The sequence below is a fragment of the Mesorhizobium sp. DxT genome, assembly GCF_058448885.1.
Genome location: NZ_JBZFLJ010000007.1, coordinates 220,207 through 239,761, shown reverse-complemented (window position 1 = coordinate 239,761; position 19,555 = coordinate 220,207). Strand labels below are relative to the sequence as shown.

Sequence of the window (19,555 nt, the reverse complement as noted above, 5' to 3'; positions counted from 1 at the left end):
GCTGTTCTGGCTTTCGATGGAGATTTTTGGGAATAGAGAGAAACGGGGGCGTCAGCAAGCAACACGATAGCCGCCCCCAACGTCAAGCATGACAGGCCGGACACAGGCGAGCGTCCCGGTGTCGTTGTGCTTCCCGATCTTCTGGTTTACCTCCATTCAAACGGAATAAGAGGGCGATGGCTTCGACGGAGAAGAAGAACGGCTCGCGCGGCGTCCAGTCGATCGACACGGGCGGCGTGGTGCTTAATGCCCTGGCGCGCGCGCGGGGACCGCTGAAACTGCGCGATCTCGCGCAGGAAACGGGGATGGCCGCGGCGCAACTGCATCCCTATCTCGTCTCCTTCCGCAAGATGGGCATGGTCGAGCAGACAGAGGCAGGCCACTACCAGCTCGGGTCGTTCGCCCTGCATCTGGGCCTGACCCGGCTGCGCAACCAGAACGCCTACCGGGAAACCGTGCAGCGCGTCGCCGCTCTTGCCGACGACCTGCAACTCATGATCGCCATCACGGTCTGGGGCCTTCACGGCCCGACCATCGTCTATGTTCAGGAATCGTCCGCGCGCATCCATGCCAACGTCCAGGTCGGGAACATCTTCCTCATGACGGCAACCGCGACAGGCAAGGTCTTCGCCGCCTTCCTGCCTCGACCAGTCACCCAGCCGATGATCCGGCAGGAACGCTCCGACCGCACATTGCTAGAGCGCGGGCCGTTCGAATTCGACGAAGCCCGCTACTGGGAGGAGGTCGCGATCGTCGCGGCCAACGGCCACGCAGTCACCCGCGACCTGCCGATCCCGGGCGTCAGCGCTGTTGCGGCTCCGGTGTTCGATCACACCGGGCAGATGCAGCTCGCGCTGACCGCCATCGGCCCCACGGCGATGATCGACCTGTCGGCAGATGGCCCGGCTGTCACCGGCCTGCTCGGGTTCACCCGGCAGCTTTCGAATGAGCTCGGCTATCGTGAGGACGTCACCGCCGACGCATGAATTCGAGCGAGACGATCAGGCCGCCCGAGGCAAGCGCCATGCCCAGCCATTGCACGCCGCTCGGCGTCTGGCCGGCAAGCGGAATAGCCAATAGGACGGCCATGGGTGGCAACAGCGCCGGAAACAGCGCGGCGGTTCCAGCACCAAGCCGCGTCACGCACCCCGCAAAGGCGACAATTGCCAGCGCACCGCCGAAAAGCCCCTGATAGACGATCTGCTCGGCCCACCGGTCTCCTGGAAGCGACGTGACCCCGAATGCGACCAGATAGACGGGGAGGAAGCAGAGCGCTGCGCAGATGGAAACGGCCGCAGTCGTCTCGATCGCCGGCAGCTTCCAGCGGCCGACCAGCCATGTGAAGATGCCCCACAGCGTGCCGGAAGCGACGAAGCAGAGGTCGCCCATCCATACGGGCACGCCTGATGGCGCGGCCGCCGGCTGATCTGCCGCAATCGCCACGAGCCCAAGGACGAGAAGCGCAATGCCTATGCGGCGTTGCATGGGTACCGAGCGGCGGTCGACGATGGCTGCCAACACGTTGGCCGTCAGCATGGTCACACCGGGTGAAATCACCACCGCGTGCGCCAGCGGCGCGATGCCGTAGCCGGTATTGATGAAGAAGGCGAATGGCGGGCCGATGAGCAGGTTCAGCACTACCACGCGCCTGAAGGTCAAGGCGGGCCGCCAGCCGGTCCTGCGAGCCAGCAGAGGTCCCAGGACCAGCGCCGCTACCCCGAAGCGCAGCATGGCGAGGTCGGCGCTTGAAAAGCCGTCGGCCCGGCCGATTGCCGTGCCGACATTGTAGAACGACCAGAAGATGGTGGCGGCAAGACCCAGCGCCACCCCTTCCGCCCATTGGCGCCGGGCTTGCGACACGTCAGTCGTTCGCGCCGGAGATGTGTCGGGCGGCTATGTAGCCGAATGTGACGGCGGGCCCAAGCGTGATGCCGCCGCCCGGATAATTTCCGCCCATGATGCTCGCCGCGTCGTTGCCCACCGAATAGAGGCCCGGTATCGGCCGCCCATCCTCGGCGAGCACCTGCGCGTTCTCGTTGCAGCGAAGCCCCGCGAAGGTGCCGAGATCGCCAACGACCAGCTTGACCGCGTAGAACGGCCCCTTGCGGATCGGCGCAACGCACGGATTGGGCTTGTGGTCAGGATCGCCGAGCGATCGGTTGTAGGACGTCGAGCCTTTGCCGAATTCCGGATCTTCCCCGTGCTCAGCATGTTTGTTGAAGTTCTCGACGGTACGCCGCAGCCCAGCCGGGTCGGCGCCGATACGTTCGGCAAGCTCTTCCAGCGTGCGTCCCTCATAGAGATAGCCCGACCGGACGTGTTGGCGGAACGGCACCGGCGCCGGCTTGACGTAGCCGAGCCCGTATTTGCGCAGCACATGATGGTCGGCGAGGAAGAAGGCGCAGACCTCGCCATTCTCCTCGTTGCAGCGGGCCACCATCGCCTGGCAGAAATCGTGATAGGAATTCGCTTCGTTGACGAACCGCCGTCCCGAACGGGTGACCGCGATCACGCCGGGCTTCGAGCGATCGACGAAATGCGGGAACGTGCCCAGCGTTCCGTCCGGCTTGACGGGACGCGAAATCGGCACCCAGGCTGCCGCCTGCGGCAGCGTCGTGTCCACGCTTGCGCCAGCCGCTTCGCCCAGTCTCAGCCCATCGCCGGTGTTTCCGGGCGGCGCCGGCGAGGCATGTTCGTAACCGGTAGGCGCATGCGGAAAAAGTTCCTTCCGTCGCACGGGGTCCTGTGGAAAGCCCCCAGCGGCGAGCACCACGCCACGGCGTGCAACGATCTCCACCGGCCCTTCCGCCGTATCGACAATTGCGCCGGAGACCCTGTTCTTGCCGTCACGGACAAGTTCCCGCACAGGCGAGCGGGTCCAGATCGGCACCTCCTTGTCGAAGCAGGATTTGGCGAGCCGCGCCACCAGCGCGTTTCCGTTCATCAGGCGCATCGGGCGACCGTGAAACGCCATGTCGCGCAGGAACTTGACGAACAGCTTGCCGACATAGAACGCAGAAACGGGCGAGCGCAGGACGTTGAAGAAATGCAGCAGTTCCTTACCCGAGCCGATCATCATGCCGAGGAAGGTAATCTCGGCCAACGGCGGCCGCAGGCGCTTGATCTCGGGGCCGAGCTCGCGCCCGTCGAACGGGCGGGCCACGATGGAGCGCCCGCCATCCATGCCGCCCGGCGCGTCGGGGTGATAGTCGGCGAATGTCGGGCCGAGATCGAACTGGAGGGCTGTGTTCCGCTCGTAGAAGTCGACCGCCTTGGGGCCGGCCTCGAGGAAAGCATCGACTCGGCGCTCGTCAAAATGGCTGCCGGCCTCGTGCTTGAGATAGGTCCGTGCCTTGTCCGCGGAATCCTCAACGCCGGCCCGGCGCGCAGGCGCGTTGCAGGGGATCCACATCCAGCCGCCGGAACGCGCCGTGGTGCCGCCATAGACCGGCTCCTTTTCCACCACCAGCACGTCCAGATGGCGGTGCGCGGCCGACACGGCGGTCGAAAGCCCTCCCGCGCCGGAGCCGATAACCAGCACGTCACATTCATGTCTTTTCATGGTCATGTCCAAAGCGTCCAAGAAATCGTCCAGCCGGGTCACGAGGCGAGATAGCCGCCGTCGACCGGGAGCAAGGCACCGGTGACGTAGGTCGACATGGCCGACGCAAGGAAAAGCACCGGCCCGACCAGTTCTTCCGGCTCGCCGACGCGCCCCAACGGCGTATGCGCCATGAAGCGCCCGATCGCGTCGGGCGTTTCGCGCGTCACCTTCGTCATCGGCGTCGCGATCACCCCCGGTGCGATCGCGTTCACCCGGATGCCGTCGGGCGCGAGATCGTGTGCAAGCGCGCGGGTGAACTGCAAAACCGCGCCCTTGCTGGCTGCGTAGGCGCCAAGGCCCGGCCCTGCCGAGACCGACATGATCGAGCCGAGGTTGACGATCCGCCCGCGCGTCTTGCGAAGCTGGGGCAGGAATGAACGAACCATCGTGCGAACACCGTCGACATTGACCCTGAAGACATCGGCCCAATCGGCATCGAAGTTCGCGCCATCAATGGGCGTACGACGGATGATGCCCGCATTGTTGACGAGAATTGCAGCCGGCCCCTGCCAGGCTTCTACCTGGCCGGCGAATCGCACTGCTGCTTCGGGCTGGGTTACGTCGAGTTCCGTCGCCATGGCCACACCGCCATTCGCGCGAATGTCCGCTGCGGCGGCTTCGGCAGCCGCTCCCGCCATGTCGCAGAGCACCACCTTGGCACCGGCCTCTGCCAGGCCGCGCGCAATGGCCAGGCCGTTACCCTGTGCCGCGCCGGTCACCACCGCGACCTCTCCCTCGATGCCCAGCATGCATCTTCCCAATCATTCGTTATCTGCAAATGAGTTTGCTATTCGCGAATTTTCTTATTGAGGCAAACGTCGGAATTTGCAAGACTGCAATTCTGCGAAGACACGCCAGGCACGGATGCCGGGACACGTCGCAGGGAGATGAGCCGCGGCTGTGCGGTGCCTTGGGAGGATTTTTATGAAACATTACATCGCCGCGGCCACGCTGGCCGCTTCCGTTGCATTTGCCGGGTCGGCCATGGCCCAGAGCTTCGATCTGCAGAGCGTGTTCGGACTGAACGTTCCGTCGATCGGCCCCAGCCCCGTGAACTGGGCCGACAAGGTGCGGTTGATGACCAACGGCGAGGTCGACATCAAGGTGCACGGCGCCGGCGACTTCGTTCCACCTTTCGAGGTCTTCGGAGCGGTATCGAGCGGTGCGATTCCGATGGGCTTCGACTGGATCGGCTACTGGGCCGAGTCGATTCCCGTCGCCAACCTCGTCGGCTCGATGCCCTTCGGCCCCTCGCCCGATATCGCGCTCGGCTGGATGTTCGAGGGTGGCGGTCTGGAAATCATCCAGAAGGCCTATGACCCGCATGGCGTGAAGGTCATTCCGTGCCACCTCGTCGTGCCTGAGGCCGGCGGATGGTTCAACAAGGAGATCAATACCGTCGAGGACCTGAAGGGCCTCAACATGCGCATCGCCGGCCTCGGCGGCCGGACGCTGGCGAAGCTCGGCGCGAACACGCAGCTCGTGCCCGCCGGCGAGATCTACGTGTCGCTCGAGACCGGCCGCATCGATGCGGCTGAGTTTTCCGCGCCGCAGCTCGACAAGGGCTTCGGCTTCCAGAAGATCGTCAAGAACTACTATTTCCCCGGCTGGCACCAGCCCTCGAGCTGGGATTCCATCATCGTCAACATGGATGTCTGGAACGGTTTCTCCGAGGATCAGCAGAAGATCATGGTCGAGGCCTGCAAGGCCAACATCGCCGAGAACATGGCCGACCAGCTCAATGCGCAGGTTGCAGCCGTCGAGGAGATCGAGGCAGCAGGCGTGAGCATCAAGCGCTTCCCCCACGAAGTGCTGGAAGCCATGCGCACGGCGGCCGGCGAAGTGCTTCAGGAAGAAGCGGCGAAGGACCCGATCTTCAAGGAAGCGCTTGATTCCCTGACCGCCTATGTCGAGCGCACGTCGCGCTGGTCGGAACTCCAGGCCCTGCCGCGATAGGCAAACGAGCGGGTCCGGCACGAAGCCGGACTCGCAACCGTCGCGCGCTGTCGCAACCGCTGAATTTCGCGTAACAGGCTTCATCGGTAAAACCGCTGGAGGAGAAGGTTGAAACGTCTTTCGGATGCCGTGCTCGACGCGGTTGTTCTGCCGGGCAAGGTGGTCGGATGGCTCGTGCTGCCGCTGATCGCATCGGTGCTACTGACGGTCTTTGCCGCCAAGATGGGCTGGAACGCGATCTGGCGCTGGGAAGATGCAATTCCCGTGCTTGGCAACGGCATCACCGTCAACACCCTCGCCGACCTGCAATGGTACATATTCGCCATCATCGCCGTTCTCGGCGGCGTCTATGCCCTGCGTGACGGCCAGCATGTGAGTGTCGACGTTTTCGTAGCGGGCTTGCCGCACCGTGCCCGCCTGTGCCTGACGCTTTTCGGCGACATCGTCTTTCTCCTCCCATTCTGTGTCATCATCGTCTGGTACGGCTGGAAGTTCGCCGCGACCTCGTTCGTATCCGGCGAGGGTTCGACCTATGGCGGCCTGATGGACCGCTGGCTCATCAAGGCGATGATCCCGGCCGGTTTCGCGCTGCTGGGCATAGCTGCCCTCGCGCGCGTGGCCCAGACCTTGCGCGTGCTTTTCTCTCCCGCATCCAACCAAGGCCCGGCCGAAAACCATGACTGAATTTGCCTGGCCGCTCGCCATGCTCGTCGCGCTCGTGGCGGGCATCTTTTCGGGATACCCTGTTGCATTCGTTCTGTCGGGCATCGGCATCGTCTTCGCCTTTCTGGCCGGCGTGCCGATACTCTTCCTGTCGACGGGCGTATCGCGCATCTATTCCGGCATCCTCACCAACTGGCTGCTGATCGCCATTCCCCTCTTCGTCTTCATGGGGCTGATGCTCGAACGTTCCGGTGTCGCGGAGCGGCTTCTTCGGTCGCTGGCGGCGCTCTTCGGTCGGCTGCCCGGCGGCTACGCTTTCGCGGTCGCCATCATCGGCGTGGTGATGGCGGCCTCCACGGGCATCATCGGCGCATCCGTGGTGCTCATGGGCATGATGGCTCTGCCCGCCATGACGCAGGCCCGCTACGATCCCAAGGTCTCCACAGGCCTGATCGCCGCTTCAGGCACGCTCGGCATCCTGATCCCGCCGTCAATCATGCTGATCGTCCTCGGCGACCAGCTCCGCGTTTCGGTCGGCGACCTGTTCATGGGCGCGATAGGGCCGGGTCTGCTGCTGGCCGGGCTCTATTTTCTCTATCTGATCGCGATCGCCATCTTCCAGCCGCACCGCATGCCACCGCTGGACCATGCACCGGCGGAAAGCCGCAGAGCGGCTATGCTCGGTCTCGCCCGAGATTTGCTGGCGCCGATCATCCTCGTAGTCTCGGTGCTCGGCACCATCGTCGCGGGCATTGCCACCCCCACGGAAGCCGCTGCCATCGGCGCGGCGGGCGCGATGATCCTCGCCCTGTTTTCCGGAAAGCTCGACCTGGCGACATTGCGCACCGCCGTGCGCGACACCACCAAGACCACCGCGATGATCATTTTCGTTATGATCGGCGCGACGATCTTTTCCGTGATATTCAGGCGCCTTGGCGGAGACGAGATGGTCATCCATGCCTTCGATGCGCTAGGGACCGGACCCTATTTCGTGCTTTTCACCATCATGGCACTGGTCTTCGTGCTGGGCTTCTTCCTCGACTGGGTCGAGATCGCACTGGTCGTCGTGCCGCTGGTCGCCCCGGTCGTGACCAGCCTCGACTTCGGCATGACGCAACCTCAGACCCTTACGTGGTTCGCCATTGCGCTTGCCGTCAACATGCAGACGTCTTTCCTGACCCCGCCATTCGGCTATGCGCTGTTCTACCTGCGCGGTGTGGCCAAAGACATATCGATCGGCACGATCTACCGCGGCATCATTCCCTTCGTGCTTCTGCAGATCACCGCGCTGGTACTCCTGATCCTGTTTCCGCAGATCAGCCTATGGATGGTTGCCCAGTAGACCACCCCAGCCGCATTAGGCGCGCGATCAATATTTCTGCGGGACGTAGAGGTCGTGCGGAAGGGTTGCGCGTTCGTATTCCGGGTTGAAGACGCGTTCCGGCAGGGCGATGTCCTCGTGCGGCACCGGCTCGTAGGGAATCTGCTGTAGCAGGTGGTCCATGCAGTTCAGCCGGGCACGCTTCTTGTCGTTGCCCTCGACGATGTACCAGGGCGCCTCCGGGATGCTGGTTCGGGCGAACATCTCCTCCTTCGCCTTGGTGTACTGCTCCCAGCGCACCCGAGACTGGAGGTCCATCGGCGAAAGCTTCCACTGTTTCATAGGGTCGTGGATGCGCATCAGGAAGCGAAGCTGCTGCTCCTCGTCGGTGATCGAGAACCAGTATTTGATCAGCCTGATGCCTGAGCGAAGCAGCATGCGCTCGAACTCCGGCACATCGCGGAAGAAATCCTCCACCTGCTGCGGCGAAGCGAAATCCATCACCCGCTCGACACCCGCTCGGTTGTACCAGGACCGGTCGAAGAGCACGATCTCACCGCCGGCCGGCAGATGCGGAACGTAGCGCTGGAAATACCACTGCGTCTTTTCCCGGTCGCTCGGCGCCGGCAGCGCCACCACGCGGACGATACGTGGATTGAGCCTCTGCGTGATGCGCTTGATGACCCCGCCCTTGCCGGCGGAATCCCTGCCCTCAAACAGGACAACCACCTTTTCCTTGGTGTGCGCGACCCAATCCTGGAGCTTTATCAGTTCCGACTGCAGGCGGATCAGCTCGTGGAAATAGGTGTGCCGGTCGAGCGCGTGGGGGTGGGCCTTCTTGTAGATTTTGGACAGTTCGAGCGACAGCGCCGGTTCCGACAGTTCGAGCTCGTAATCCTCGTCAAGCGTATCCTCGAGTTCGGCCTTGAGCCATTCCTCGGCACCTTTGCCCGCCCTGTCGTGATCCATCGTTGTTCCTCCGGCCGCTTAGCGCGATAAACTCGTCGCTTCCGGTGACAACAAGACCCGCGAACACGACATCGATCAAGCGTCGGCTAACACCGGCGGGTAACATATACATGACGGCGTCTGACGCAGCGTAGCACCTGACGAGGAAATCTAATCCGGTGTTCCGGCCGCTTCCGCAAGCAAGGCGCGAAGCCTACACAGCAGCGGGGATACGCTGGTTGCCTCATCCAACCGTCTTATCTGCTTGCGCGCAGCAACGGCGACGTCTTCTCCATCGGGCAATGCGATGAGCCAGGCCAGGAAAACCTCCTCGGGGCTTGCCTGGGCCAGCGGCGGACGCGGCGAAATCGACGACGTCGGCTTGTTGAGGTCGGCATGGATTGGAGAAGATCCCATGTCAGGCCTCGATTTCCAGAGCCGAGAGCGGCTTCGAACAGCAGGCGAGGATAAAGCCTTCCTCGATCTCGTGGTCGAGTATGCCGCCATTGTGGCTCATCTCGACCGCCCCGGAGACTTTCTTGACCTTGCAGGTACCGCACAGGCCGAACTCGCAGGCGGCCGGGATCCGCACACCCGACGCGCGCGCGGTCTGAAGCAGGGTCTGGCCCGCAACGCATTCGCCGTCGACTTCCGACAGCGCGAACCTGACCGGCAGGGCGATTTCTCCGACACCCGCTTCGCCGTCTTCGGTGAAAGGCGCGGGCACGGGCTCGGCCACGGGGGCGGCGAAGCTCTCCTGATGATAATGCACCATGTCGAAGCCGGCTGTTTCGAGCATCTCCCGCACGGCCCGCATGAAGGGTTCCGGTCCGCAGCAGAAGATTTCCCGCTCGCGAAAATCGGGCGAGAGTAGCGGCAACCGCACCGCGTCGATCCGGCCCATATGGCCGAACCAGCTCTCACGACTCGAGCGTTCCTCGATGAGGAAGCCCAGCGACAGGCCGGGCATGCGGCTGCCGAGCAGCTCGAGTTCCTTGCGGAAGATGATCTCCTCTGGCCGGCGCGCGCAGTTGACGAAGGCGACGTCGGTCCATGGCGCACAGTCGTTCAGCCAGCGCAGCATCGACATCATGGGTGTGACGCCGGAACCGGCGGAGATGAACAGATATTTCGCCGCCGGATATTCGTGATGGGAGAAATCGCCGGCCGGACCGTAGGCCCTAATGTGGTCGCCGCGCCGCAGATGATCCAGCATCCAGCGCGTTGCGACGCTGCCGGCCTGCGCCTTGACCGTGACCGCGATGGAAAACGGCCGCGAGGGCGACGACGACAGCGTGTAGGTGCGCAGCAGCGGCTCGTCGCCAACCGGCAATTCCAGCGTGATGAACTGCCCCGGCTTGTACCGGAACCAGGTCTGGTTGTCCGACCGGAAGGTGAAGGTCTTCACGTCGGGCGCCTCGTCGGCGATGCCGATGACCTCCAGCACCTGAAGCCGGTCGTTCCACGGCGTCATCTCGTCGAGGTGGCGGTAGAGTGCGGCGTCCGTCATCGCGTTCATCGCTGTCGCCTCACGCCACGCTTCTGAGCGCCGGGGTTTCCGTCTCGGCCAGCCGCGGCTCGATGAAAGAGGCGTACCACTCGACGAACTGGATCACGCCGCCTTCATGCAGCTCCGAATAAGGACCGGGTTCGTAGGCGGGCGAATTGATGCCGAAGGCGTTCTCCTCGACGATCCTGCGGTCCTGGTCGTTGGTCTCGGTCCAGACATGGGTCAGTTCGGCAATGTCGTAGTCCACCCCCTCCACGGCATCCTTGTGCACGAGCCACTTAGTGGTGACGGCCGTCTCGGTAGCGCTGACCGGCAGCACGCGGAAGGTGACGGCGTGGTCGCCCAGAATGTGGTTCCATGTCGTCGGGTAATGGTAGAGCAGCAGCGACCCGATGCGGTCGGTGGAGACGCTGTCGGAAAGGTTGCGCTTGACCGCGCGCCTGCCGGTCATCGTGTAGCTGACGGCATCGCGCAGCAGCGGCGCGCGGGTCGCGCGATACTGGCCGTCCGCGTCGATGCGGAAGCGGGAAGGCAACCCCGCCGCCTCGCATTTCGCCCAATGCGCCAGCATTTCGGGATCGCTTTCCGCGCCGTTGACCCCCGTCACCGTGGGCGCTTCCGGGAACGTCTTGCAAAGCTCGGGATGGTTGGCCGCACAGTGGTAGCACTCGCGGTTGTTCTCCCAGACCAGCTTCCAGTTACCCTTTTCGATAATGGTGGATTCGTAGGCGACCTTTGCATCGGCCAGCCTATGCGGCAGGAAATAGGGTTCCATCATGGCCCGGAACGGCCCGAAGTCGGCCGGCTCCGGCGCAAGGCAGATGAAGATGTAGCCGCCGGCGCTCTCACAGGCGACCGGCTTGAGCGAGAACTGCGACGGGTCGAAATCGTCCGCCATCTGGCGTGCGAACAGGAGCTTGCCGTCGAGATCGTAGGTCCACTGGTGATAGGGGCAGACGAGGCGCGCGGAGAGGCCCTTCTGCGCCGCGCAGACGCGGCTGCCGCGATGCCGGCAGGAATTGTGGAAGGCGCGTATCTGCCCGTCACGATCGCGGACCAGCACGACCGGATACCGGCCAACCTGAACGGTGAAGAAGCTGCCCGGCTTCGGCAATTCGCAATCGTGGCCCACGAACAGCCAGTCGCGATACCAGATCAGGTCCATGTCGAGCCGGAAGAACTCGGGGTCAGTGTAGAAGGGCTGTTCCAGCGAATAGCCGTATCTGCGGCTGCGGATCAGCCCCAGCATTTCGTTGCGCGCATCCATGTCCTGTCCTCGCATCGTCATCACAAGGACTGAACTGGTGGTGATGGAGGGAAGGAGGAGCCGCGACATGGCCATGCTGGCCAGGTCCGCGCCGCTTCGCCTCTTGACCGCCCACCGCGATCAGTCGGTTTCGTATGCCGAAGGCTGGTTTCCGGGCTCCGGAGCCGTCCCTTGCAGGACCTTCCCGACACCTTCCCGGACATTGTCGTCCAGTGGTCTCCCGTCGAGATATTCAGCTCCGCTACCGTTGCGGGGGCAGCGCCGGATTTCGACCGGCTTCCCAATTCTCCGCTTCGATCGTCACGAAGCAGCACCTCAGGCATGCACATCTAACCACGGCTGCGTGGCTGGCAAACACGCGAAAGCGACACCGTGCAGACGCAAAGACGACACAGGGTTCACAACGCTGCGGCATGGTGCGCCGCACCGTTTCGTTTCACTCGAATTCGTGCGATAGCTGCATAAACTTTGACCAACGGGACAAAGAAAGTGCCATGACGAGCACCTCGACACGACAGGCTGCCGGCGCCAGCCTGCATACGCTGCCGACAGCGGCTGCGGCTGCGCATACCGACCTGCCGCGCAATCCCGGCATGAAGCTGGATCTCGGCTGGCTGGAAGAGATGCGGCATGTGAACCGTTCAGCCTTGGAGCGGCGCGCGACGACGCTGACCAAGCGCCGCTCGATCAAGGCCGACAATCAGGCGGCATGGTTGCTGCGCGCAATCAGCCTGATGGACCTGACGACGCTGAACAGCAACGACACCGACGAGCGCGTGCGCCGCCTCTGCACCAAGGCGCGCAACCCGCTGCGCGGCGATCTGGTCGCCGGCCTCGGGCTGGGCGACACGGTGATCCGGCCAGCGGCTGTCTGCGTCTACCATCCCTTTGTCGCGACAGCGGTCAAGGCGCTGGAAGGCACCGGCATCCACGTCGCCGCCGTCTCCACCGCCTTTCCGCACGGGCTGTCGCCGCTGGAAACACGGATCGCCGAAATCAGGGCGTCGGTTGCCGATGGCGCCGACGAGATCGACGTGGTCATCCCGCGCGGCCTGGTGCTGGGGGCAAAGTGGCAGGAACTTTACGACGAAGTCGCGCAGTTCCGCGAAGCCTGCGGGGAAGCGCACCTGAAGGTCATCCTCGGCACCGGCGAATTGTCGACGCTGCGCAATGTGATGCTTGCGTCGATGGTGGCGATGATGGCGGGCGCCGACTTCATCAAGACCTCGACCGGCAAGGAAAGTGTCAATGCCGTCCTGCCGGTCGGCCTCATCATGACGCGCGCCATCCGAGCCTATGAGGAGCGCACCGGCTTCAAGATCGGCTTCAAGCCTGCCGGCGGTATCTCCACCGCCAAGGCATCGCTGGACTGGCTGGTACTGATGAAGGAAGAACTCGGCCGCCGTTGGCTGGAGCCGGACCTTTTCCGCTTCGGCGCATCGAGCCTGCTCACCGACATCGAGCGCCAGCTCGAACACCACCTGACCGGCCACTACTCGGCCGCCCATCGCCACGCCATGGCCTGACGGGGAACCACCGTGAACATTCTTGAACGCTATCACGCCATGGAATACGGCCCTGCCCCGGAGGCGCGCAACGAAGCCGATGCGTGGCTTGCCTCGCGCGACTTCTCCGCCTGCCTGTTCATCGGCGGCCAATGGAAGAAGGCTGCGAGCGGCAAGACCTTCGACACTGCCGAACCCGCCACCGGCCAACATCTGGCGAGCCTGGCCGAGGCCGGCCACGCCGACATTGACGCCGCCGTCACGGCCGCCCGCAAGGCGCTCCCGAAGTGGCAGGCCGCTTCCGGCTATGAGCGTGCGCGCGTGCTCTACGCCATCGGCCGCGCCATGCAGCGCCATGCGCGGCTTTTCGCCGTGCTGGAATCGCTCGACAACGGCAAGCCGATCCGCGAAAGCCGTGACATCGACGTCCCGCTGGCGGTCCGCCACTTCATCCATCATGCCGGCTGGGCGCAGTCGCTGGGCAAGGAGTTCCCGGGCCATGCAGCGGTCGGTGTTGCCGGCCAGATCATCCCGTGGAATTTCCCGTTGCTGATGCTCGCCTGGAAGATCGCGCCGGCGCTCGCGGCAGGCTGCACGGTGGTGCTGAAGCCTGCCGAATTCACGCCGCTGACGGCCGTTCTGTTCGCCGAAATATGCGAGAAAGCCGGCGTGCCCAAGGGTGTCGTCAACATCGTTCATGGCGGCCCGGAAGCGGGCGCGGCAATCGTCAATCACCCCGACATCGACAAGATCGCTTTCACCGGCTCTTCCGAGGTCGGCAAGATCATCCGCAAGGCAACCGCCGGCTCGGGCAAGAAGCTGTCGCTGGAACTGGGCGGCAAGTCGGCCTTCATCGTCTTCGAGGATGCTGATCTGGATTCGGCGGTCGAAGGCCTCGTCGACGGCATCTGGTTCAACCAGGGCCAGGTCTGCTGCGCCGGCTCGCGGCTGCTGGTGCAGGAAGGTATCGCCGACGCCTTCCTCGCCAAGGTGCGCGCCCGCATGGAGAAGCTGCGGCTCGGCGACCCGCTCGACAAGAACACCGACATCGGCCCGCTGGTCGACCGCACCCAGCTCGAGCGCGTGCGCGGCCTCGTCGCCGAGGGCGAAAAGCAGGGCGCGCAGTGCTGGCAGCCGGCTGGCGAAGTGCCAGCGACCGGCTGGTATCACCTGCCGGTGCTCGCCACCAACGTAGCCCCCGCCAACATCCTCTCCCAGGAGGAGGTGTTCGGCCCGGTTCTGGCGACGATGACCTTCCGCAACACGGAAGAAGCGATCGAACTCGCCAACAACACCCGCTACGGGCTGGCAGCTTCCGTGTGGAGCGAGAACGTCAATCTCGCCCTGCATGTCGCGCCGCAGCTCAAGGCCGGCGTGGTGTGGATCAACGGGACCAACATGTTCGATGCCGCCTGCGGCTTCGGCGGCTATCGCGAAAGCGGCTTCGGGCGCGAAGGCGGCCGCGAGGGCATGGTCGAATATCTCGCCCTGCCAAAGGGCAAGAGCCAACCGATCAAGGTCTATGAGGCGCCTGGCGGCGTCTCGGAACGCTCAGACGGCGACGGCTCCTTCATCGACCGCACTCCGAAGCTTTTCATCGGCGGCAAGCAGACGCGTCCGGACGGCAACTACTCCATGGCAGTTCACGACGCCAAGAGCCGCCATGCCGGCGAAGTCGGGCTGGGCAGTCGCAAGGACATCCGCGACGCCGTCAGCGCCGCGCGCGCCGCCAAGGGATGGGCCGGTGCCACGGCCTACAATCGCGCTCAGGTGCTTTATTTCCTGGCCGAGAACCTGACGATCCGCGCCGACGAGTTCGCCGCGCGCATCGCAAGCCTCACCGGCGCATCGGTGAAGGCGGCGCGCGCAGAGGTCGACGCCTCGATCGAACGGCTGTTCGAAGCCGCAGGCATGGCCGACAAGTTCGAAGGCACCGTGCACAATCCCCCTGCCCGCACCGTCACCCTGGCGCTCAACGAGCCGGTCGGCGTCATCGGCATCGTCGCGCCCGACGAGCAACCGCTGCTCGGCCTCGTCGCTATGCTGGCACCGGCGCTGGCCATGGGCAACAGCGTCGTCGCCGTGCCATCTGCACGCTGGCCGTTGATCGCGACCGACCTCTACCAGGTGCTGGAAACGTCGGATATTCCCGCAGGCGCGGTCAACATCGTCACCGGGCGCACAGGCGAACTCGCGGGCGTGCTGGCCAAGCACGATGATGTCGACGGTCTCTGGCTCGTCGCCGACGCTGCAACCTGCAAGGCCGCCGAGCTGGAATCCACCGGCAACCTGAAGCGCGTCTGGACCTCGAACGGACAGGCCGTCGACTGGAACGGCGACGCCGGATCGCTCAAGCCATTCCTGCGCCGGGCCGTCGAGGTCAAGAACGTGTGGGTGCCTTACGGCGACTAGCCATGGAAGGCACCACACCGCCGTAAGCCGTGCGACCGGCGACGGTATGGGCTGACGTCACTCGGCAGGCCTGATCGTCACCTTCAGATGATCGCCCTGGATGCGGAATTCCTCTACGCCGGCCCGCTCAGCGTTGAACACAATCGCTCTCGCAGGCGTCATGCCCTTGCAGAAGATGCTGTTGCGCCGCGCCAGCCCGCCGTCTGAAAAGGTACCGAGCGCAGGCCCCGGCAGGTCGGCGACAACATCCGGCCAGTCGCGCGGCAGTTCTCCGCAGTCTCCACGTTCCGCGTGGATGACCTTGCTCTGGCCGACCGTCATGAATACTTCCGGATTGTAGCGCACCACGGGTGCGTCGTCCGCCGGCCCACCCCAAGGTCGCCAGCCGGAAGCCCAGACATTGCCCATCGCGATGCCCAGTCCGAAGACCACCACCGCTCCTGCAATCGTCCTCAAATTGGGCAGCGAAGATGACCATCGCGCAGCCACGGCGGCCAAAGCGCCACCGTTTGCCGAATGCGTGACGTCTGCGGGACTGTCCTCACCGGTCTCGTTCGCCTGCCGATAGAGCGCCGTCCATTGTTCCAGCAGGGCTGGATCGTCGCGGACACCCAGCACCTGCTCCAGAATTCTGAGGCTGCGCAGGCGCGGGATATGACGGCCGGAGCGCCAGTTGTTGAGATTGCGCAGCGTCGTGTCGTGTTCCTTCTGGGCGCCGTTTCCGGCCACTTCGCAGTAGCGTGCCGCCAATGAAGCGGCATCATGGAACCCGGCCCGAACGCACAACTCATCGAACAGGATGTGCCACCGGTTGATCTGCTGCAGGTCGTCCAAGGCCATGTCATACCCCCTGTTCAAAGTCCGGTGGTCGTATCGACCACCTCGATCTTCATGTAATCGTCAAGCAACCTGACCTCTTCGGTCCCGAGCGTCGTCCCCGTGAACATGACGGCGCGGACGACCATTTCCCGCCCGCAGTCGTTGACCATCTTGCGGGCAAGCCCCCCGTAGGAGAACGTGCCCAATGGCGTTGTCGGCACCCGTTGTGCAACCTGCTGCCAGTCTGGAACAGGGCCATCGCAATCCAGGAAATCCCCGTGGATGAGCTGGCTTCTGCCGAGCGCGACACGCACGTGGGCATTGTAGTTGACCGCCGGAAGTTCGGGCGATGGAGGTTGATGCTCTCTGGTGATCGCGGCTATCGCGATGCCCGCTCCAAGCACCGACACCGCGGAAAAGGCTGCCACGACGCGCAATCTGCTTGCGGCGATCCCCGCCTGAGCCGCGCGGGCATCCAGCGCCTCCTCGCCGCCAGACGGAGCATCCCCCTTGCCGTTTGCTGCTTTGTACAGCGCATTCCATCGCGCCTCGAGTTCCGGGTCGGACCTCACGTCGAGTATTGATGACAGGGCGAAGAAGCTCTTACGGCGCGGAACCCGCTTCCCGCTGCGCCAGCTTCTCAGCTTCGTCTTGGCGCCTTCGAAATCGTTTTGCCTGGTTCGGCCGGTGCGCGTGCAGAGCTGGCTCGCCAGCTCGGTATTGTCGTAATGGCCGGCATGGTTGCAGGCGGCATCGAACAACTCGTGCCATGTGCCGTATTCACGCCAGCGATCAGATCCCATCGCCCGTAGGCCCCCATCAGGATTTCAGAACTCATTTTTCCGAAACTGTCTGAAATCGCAACCAGAGGTATCAGCCGTTTTTCCGACTTTTCCGGCAATCGCCTGATTTTGCGAACGGCAGAAGCGCCCTGGGATCGGAGGCGCCCGCAAGGCTTTGCTATTGCCCCTCTGCGTGTTTTCAGGGAAACCTGCCGCACAGACAACGCGCCGGCCGCGAAGGTGGCAAAAATTCCGAAACGCCACGCCGTAGGCCGGGTCCCGAGGGGTAACCGTGACCGACATCGTCCTGCACAACTATTTCCGTTCGTCGACCTCCTACAGGGTCCGCATCGCGCTCAACATGAAGGGGCTCGACTACACCTACGTCGCGCACCATCTGCGCCATGGTGGCAACCGCGCGCCCGAATATCTGGCGGTCAACCCTCAGGGGCTCGTGCCCGCGCTGGTGTGGAGCGACGGCACGATGATCGCCCAGTCGCTGGCGATCATCGAGTTTCTGGACGAGATGCATCCAGAGCCCCCGCTTCTGCCGCCCGATCCCCACGGCCGGGCGCGGGTACGCATGCTGTCGCAGATGATCGCCTGCGACATCCACCCGGTGAACAATCTGCGCGTGCTGAATGCGCTGCGGAGCCGCTACGGCACTGACGACGCCGAAATCGCCTCGTGGTTCAGGCACTGGGTGAACGAAACCTTCGAACCGCTTGAGAAGATGCTCTCCGAAAGCCCGCATACCGGCACCTTCTGCCACGGCAATACGCCGGGCATGGCTGACATCTGCCTTGTCGCGCAGGTCGCGAACAACGCCCGCTTCAACGTCGACATGTCCGCTTATCCGACGATCGCGCGCATCCGCGACACCTGCATGAGCCTGCCTGCATTCGAGCAAGCGGCACCCGCGCAGCAGCCTGATGCGGAATAGGCCCGCTTTCAGCCTTCGGTGAGCAGAAGCAGCAGCGTTTCGGCCGCGAAGGCCGGACGCTCCTCGCCCTCGATCTCCATCGTGCTTGCGGATTTCATCAGATGCTGGCCGGGTGCCCTCTCCTCCAGCGAGATCAGCGTCGAGCGCAGCCTCACTCTGGCGCCAGCCTTGACCGGAGCCAGGAAGCGCAGCCGGTCGAGCCCGTAATTGATCGCGACCGATACGCCCTGTGGCTGGGTTCCGATTTCGGCGGCAAGTGCGGGAATCAGCGACAGGGTCAGGAAGCCATGGGCGATCGGCGCATGATAGGGGCTTTCCGTGCGTGCACGCTCGACATCGACATGAATCCACTGGTTGTCGCGCGTGGTCTTGGCGAAGCTGTCGATCATCGACTGATCGACCTCGATCCAGCTCGACACGCCGAGTTCCTCGCCAACCTTCGATTCGAGGTCGGCGAATGTCAGTTGATTGTCCGCCAAGTTCAGTCCTTCCGGCTTCAAGTCTCGATCAGCCACCGTCTGTCGAGATCCGCCGCGCGCGTCAGGCCGCACAGCGCCAGCGTCAGGTCGAATTCGGCAACGATGTTGCGGATGACCTCGCACACGCCGCCCTCGCCCGCAAGCGCGAGACCGTAGACATAGGGGCGGCCAAGCAGGACGGCGCGTGCGCCAAGCGCCAGCGCCTTGGCGACATCCGCTCCCGAGCGTACGCCCGAATCGAGCAGCACCGGCATTGTGCCGGCGGCCGCCACCACCGCAGGCAGCATATCGAGGGTCGCCGCCTCGCCGTCGACCTGCCGTCCACCGTGATTCGACACGATGATGCCGTCGACGCCGTGTTTGGCGGCAAGCGCCGCATCGTCCGCCCTGCGCAACCCCTTGAGCAGGATCGGCAGCTTCGTCATATCGCGCAGGCGCGCGATGTCGGACCAGTTGAGGTCCGGCCGCGAATAGGTCGCGGTGAAATGCGCCACCGCAGCGCGCATCTGTTGCATGGTCAGCCGATGCTCGCGCCCCTTGCGCCGCAGGCTCAGCGCGGTGCTGAGGATGCCCGCTCCCCTTGGCCGGAAGCCGGTTTCGGGCGGGCTTGCAGGTATCTTCGAACGAAAGACAGGGTCGCTCAGGTATTGCGCGAGGCCAAGCCCGCGCATGAACGGCAGATAGGCAAGATCGAGATCGCGCGGCCGCCAGCCCAGAAGCGTTGTGTCGAGTGTCACGACGATCGCTTCGCAACCGCAGTTTTCCGCGCGCGAGACCAGCGAGCGGACCACCTCGTCATCGCTGGACCAGTAGAGCTGGAACCAGCGCGGCGCATCACCCATTTCCGCCGCACAGTCTTCCATCGCAACCGACGCCTGGTTGGAAAAGACGTATCCTATGCCTCCGCGCGCGGCGGCGCGGGCAACCGCGCGGTCTGCCAGCGGATGCGCCATCTCCAGAACGCCTATTGGGGCCAGCAGTACGGGCGCGCGATGCGTGCGGCCGAACAGCTCGACCGAAAGATCGCGAACGGAGACGTCGTTGAGGACGTGCGGGGACAGATGCCGGCGCTCGAAGGCGGCACGATTGGCCGCCATCGTATGCTCGCTGCCGGCTCCGCCGATGATGTAGGCGGCCGCCTCGCGCCGCATCCGCCTCGCCGCACGCCGCTCGAGCGCGTCCGGTGCGACCGGCACCAGCGGCCGCTTGCCGCCGGCGCCGGTGACGTAGATTTCGGTCTGCCGCAGACGTCCGGGTTGTGGCGCGCCTGCACCGTCGGCACGATCAGGCATGAATTCCTCCCCACTCTCGGCGGCATCGGGAATACCGCCTGTGCGAGTGTATAG

The 19,555-nt window shown here is 64.3% G+C and carries 18 protein-coding genes and 1 riboswitch; of the genes, 7 read left to right on the top strand and 11 right to left on the bottom strand.

The features are described 5' to 3' along the window. Positions 1-176 precede the first annotated feature (176 nt). On the top strand, positions 177-986 hold the full coding sequence (locus ACVJNE_RS15250) for an IclR family transcriptional regulator (protein WP_499566878.1): 810 nt from the start codon (positions 177-179) through the stop codon (positions 984-986). On the opposite strand, the gene ACVJNE_RS15245 is transcribed toward ACVJNE_RS15250, so the two are convergent. Genes ACVJNE_RS15245 through ACVJNE_RS15235 form a run of 3 tightly spaced genes read right to left on the bottom strand, consistent with a single transcriptional unit; the run spans position 970 to position 4,353 of the window. Next, the gene (locus ACVJNE_RS15245) at positions 970-1,860 is read right to left on the bottom strand and encodes a DMT family transporter (RefSeq protein WP_499566876.1); all 891 of its coding nucleotides are present in this window, start codon (positions 1,858-1,860) and stop codon (positions 970-972) included. The genes ACVJNE_RS15250 and ACVJNE_RS15245 overlap by 17 nt on opposite strands. 1 nt (position 1,861) lies before the next feature. Beyond that, positions 1,862-3,562, bottom strand: coding sequence for an FAD-dependent oxidoreductase (locus tag ACVJNE_RS15240; protein WP_499566874.1), 1,701 nt, complete (start codon positions 3,560-3,562; stop codon positions 1,862-1,864). A 38-nt stretch (positions 3,563-3,600) separates the two neighbouring features. Then, on the bottom strand, positions 3,601-4,353 hold the full coding sequence (locus ACVJNE_RS15235) for an SDR family NAD(P)-dependent oxidoreductase (protein ID WP_499566872.1): 753 nt from the start codon (positions 4,351-4,353) through the stop codon (positions 3,601-3,603). Positions 4,354-4,528: 175 nt separating this feature from the next. Here ACVJNE_RS15235 and ACVJNE_RS15230 point away from each other — a divergent pair, with 175 nt between their 5' ends. The 3 genes from ACVJNE_RS15230 to ACVJNE_RS15220 all read left to right on the top strand — a co-directional run bounded on the left by ACVJNE_RS15230 (position 4,529) and on the right by ACVJNE_RS15220 (position 7,565). After that, positions 4,529-5,560: a TRAP transporter substrate-binding protein gene (locus ACVJNE_RS15230; protein WP_499566870.1), complete on the top strand. Its 1,032-nt coding sequence runs from the start codon at positions 4,529-4,531 to the stop codon at positions 5,558-5,560. Positions 5,561-5,668: 108 nt separating this feature from the next. Continuing rightward, positions 5,669-6,244: a TRAP transporter small permease subunit gene (locus ACVJNE_RS15225; protein ID WP_499566868.1), complete on the top strand. Its 576-nt coding sequence runs from the start codon at positions 5,669-5,671 to the stop codon at positions 6,242-6,244. Then, positions 6,237-7,565 carry a TRAP transporter large permease gene (locus ACVJNE_RS15220; RefSeq protein WP_499566866.1) on the top strand — a complete coding sequence of 443 codons (1,329 nt, stop codon included), beginning with the start codon at positions 6,237-6,239 and terminating at the stop codon, positions 7,563-7,565. Before ACVJNE_RS15225 ends, ACVJNE_RS15220 begins: the two co-directional genes overlap by 8 nt. A 27-nt stretch (positions 7,566-7,592) precedes the next feature. On the opposite strand, the gene ppk2 is transcribed toward ACVJNE_RS15220, so the two are convergent. From ppk2 to ACVJNE_RS15200, 4 genes are all read right to left on the bottom strand, one after another. Beyond that, positions 7,593-8,513: a polyphosphate kinase 2 gene (ppk2, locus tag ACVJNE_RS15215; RefSeq protein WP_499566864.1), complete on the bottom strand. Its 921-nt coding sequence runs from the start codon at positions 8,511-8,513 to the stop codon at positions 7,593-7,595. Positions 8,514-8,663: 150 nt separating this feature from the next. Beyond that, positions 8,664-8,909, bottom strand: a complete 246-nt coding sequence (locus ACVJNE_RS15210; RefSeq protein ID WP_499566862.1) for a hypothetical protein — start codon at positions 8,907-8,909, stop codon at positions 8,664-8,666. Position 8,910: 1 nt separating this feature from the next. Further along, positions 8,911-10,002 (bottom strand): FAD-binding oxidoreductase, encoded by a 1,092-nt coding sequence (locus tag ACVJNE_RS15205; protein ID WP_499566999.1) that lies wholly within the window; start codon positions 10,000-10,002, stop codon positions 8,911-8,913. A gap of 19 nt (positions 10,003-10,021) precedes the next feature. Continuing rightward, positions 10,022-11,269: an aromatic ring-hydroxylating oxygenase subunit alpha gene (locus tag ACVJNE_RS15200; RefSeq protein ID WP_499566860.1), complete on the bottom strand. Its 1,248-nt coding sequence runs from the start codon at positions 11,267-11,269 to the stop codon at positions 10,022-10,024. Positions 11,270-11,394: 125 nt separating this feature from the next. Next, positions 11,395-11,602: riboswitch (cobalamin riboswitch) on the bottom strand. 161 nt (positions 11,603-11,763) lie between these two features. Between ACVJNE_RS15200 and deoC the strand changes: the two genes are divergently transcribed. Both deoC and ACVJNE_RS15190 read left to right on the top strand, forming a co-directional pair. Next, entirely contained in the window at positions 11,764-12,795 is a 1,032-nt protein-coding gene (gene deoC, locus ACVJNE_RS15195) for a deoxyribose-phosphate aldolase (protein WP_499566858.1), read from the top strand. 12 nt (positions 12,796-12,807) lie between these two features. Then, complete coding sequence (locus ACVJNE_RS15190; protein ID WP_499566856.1) at positions 12,808-15,186, top strand: aldehyde dehydrogenase family protein; 2,379 nt, start codon at positions 12,808-12,810, stop codon at positions 15,184-15,186. Between the two features lie 57 nt (positions 15,187-15,243). Here the strand turns inward: ACVJNE_RS15190 and ACVJNE_RS15185 are convergent, their stop codons facing one another. Both ACVJNE_RS15185 and ACVJNE_RS15180 read right to left on the bottom strand, forming a co-directional pair. Beyond that, positions 15,244-16,026, bottom strand: coding sequence for a hypothetical protein (locus ACVJNE_RS15185; protein WP_499566854.1), 783 nt, complete (start codon positions 16,024-16,026; stop codon positions 15,244-15,246). A gap of 14 nt (positions 16,027-16,040) precedes the next feature. Further along, positions 16,041-16,808, bottom strand: coding sequence for a hypothetical protein (locus tag ACVJNE_RS15180; RefSeq protein ID WP_499566852.1), 768 nt, complete (start codon positions 16,806-16,808; stop codon positions 16,041-16,043). Between the two features lie 271 nt (positions 16,809-17,079). Between ACVJNE_RS15180 and maiA the strand changes: the two genes are divergently transcribed. Next, the gene (gene maiA, locus ACVJNE_RS15175) at positions 17,080-17,730 is read left to right on the top strand and encodes a maleylacetoacetate isomerase (RefSeq protein WP_499566851.1); all 651 of its coding nucleotides are present in this window, start codon (positions 17,080-17,082) and stop codon (positions 17,728-17,730) included. Positions 17,731-17,738: 8 nt separating this feature from the next. Here the strand turns inward: maiA and ACVJNE_RS15170 are convergent, their stop codons facing one another. Next, a complete protein-coding gene (locus ACVJNE_RS15170) occupies positions 17,739-18,209 on the bottom strand; it encodes a MaoC family dehydratase (protein WP_499566849.1) in 471 nt (156 codons plus the stop codon). Positions 18,210-18,226: 17 nt separating this feature from the next. Continuing rightward, entirely contained in the window at positions 18,227-19,501 is a 1,275-nt protein-coding gene (locus ACVJNE_RS15165) for an alpha-hydroxy-acid oxidizing protein (protein WP_499566847.1), read from the bottom strand. Positions 19,502-19,555 lie beyond the last annotated feature (54 nt).

Excerpts from the sequence above, each read along its gene's own strand:
- ACVJNE_RS15205 (WP_499566999.1), bottom strand. The coding sequence starts at position 10,002 with ATGACGGACGCCGCACTCTACCGCCACCTCGACGAGATGACGCCGTGG.
- ACVJNE_RS15185 (WP_499566854.1), bottom strand. The coding sequence starts at position 16,026 with ATGGCCTTGGACGACCTGCAGCAGATCAACCGGTGGCACATCCTGTTC.
- ACVJNE_RS15230 (WP_499566870.1), top strand. The coding sequence starts at position 4,529 with ATGAAACATTACATCGCCGCGGCCACGCTGGCCGCTTCCGTTGCATTT.
- ACVJNE_RS15235 (WP_499566872.1), bottom strand. The coding sequence starts at position 4,353 with ATGCTGGGCATCGAGGGAGAGGTCGCGGTGGTGACCGGCGCGGCACAG.
- ACVJNE_RS15250 (WP_499566878.1), top strand. The coding sequence starts at position 177 with ATGGCTTCGACGGAGAAGAAGAACGGCTCGCGCGGCGTCCAGTCGATC.
- ACVJNE_RS15180 (WP_499566852.1), bottom strand. The coding sequence starts at position 16,808 with ATGGGATCTGATCGCTGGCGTGAATACGGCACATGGCACGAGTTGTTC.
- ACVJNE_RS15210 (WP_499566862.1), bottom strand. The coding sequence starts at position 8,909 with ATGGGATCTTCTCCAATCCATGCCGACCTCAACAAGCCGACGTCGTCG.
- ACVJNE_RS15240 (WP_499566874.1), bottom strand. The coding sequence starts at position 3,562 with ATGAAAAGACATGAATGTGACGTGCTGGTTATCGGCTCCGGCGCGGGA.
- ppk2 (WP_499566864.1), bottom strand. The coding sequence starts at position 8,513 with ATGGATCACGACAGGGCGGGCAAAGGTGCCGAGGAATGGCTCAAGGCC.
- deoC (WP_499566858.1), top strand. The coding sequence starts at position 11,764 with ATGACGAGCACCTCGACACGACAGGCTGCCGGCGCCAGCCTGCATACG.
- ACVJNE_RS15200 (WP_499566860.1), bottom strand. The coding sequence starts at position 11,269 with ATGGATGCGCGCAACGAAATGCTGGGGCTGATCCGCAGCCGCAGATAC.
- ACVJNE_RS15165 (WP_499566847.1), bottom strand. The coding sequence starts at position 19,501 with ATGCCTGATCGTGCCGACGGTGCAGGCGCGCCACAACCCGGACGTCTG.
- ACVJNE_RS15220 (WP_499566866.1), top strand. The coding sequence starts at position 6,237 with ATGACTGAATTTGCCTGGCCGCTCGCCATGCTCGTCGCGCTCGTGGCG.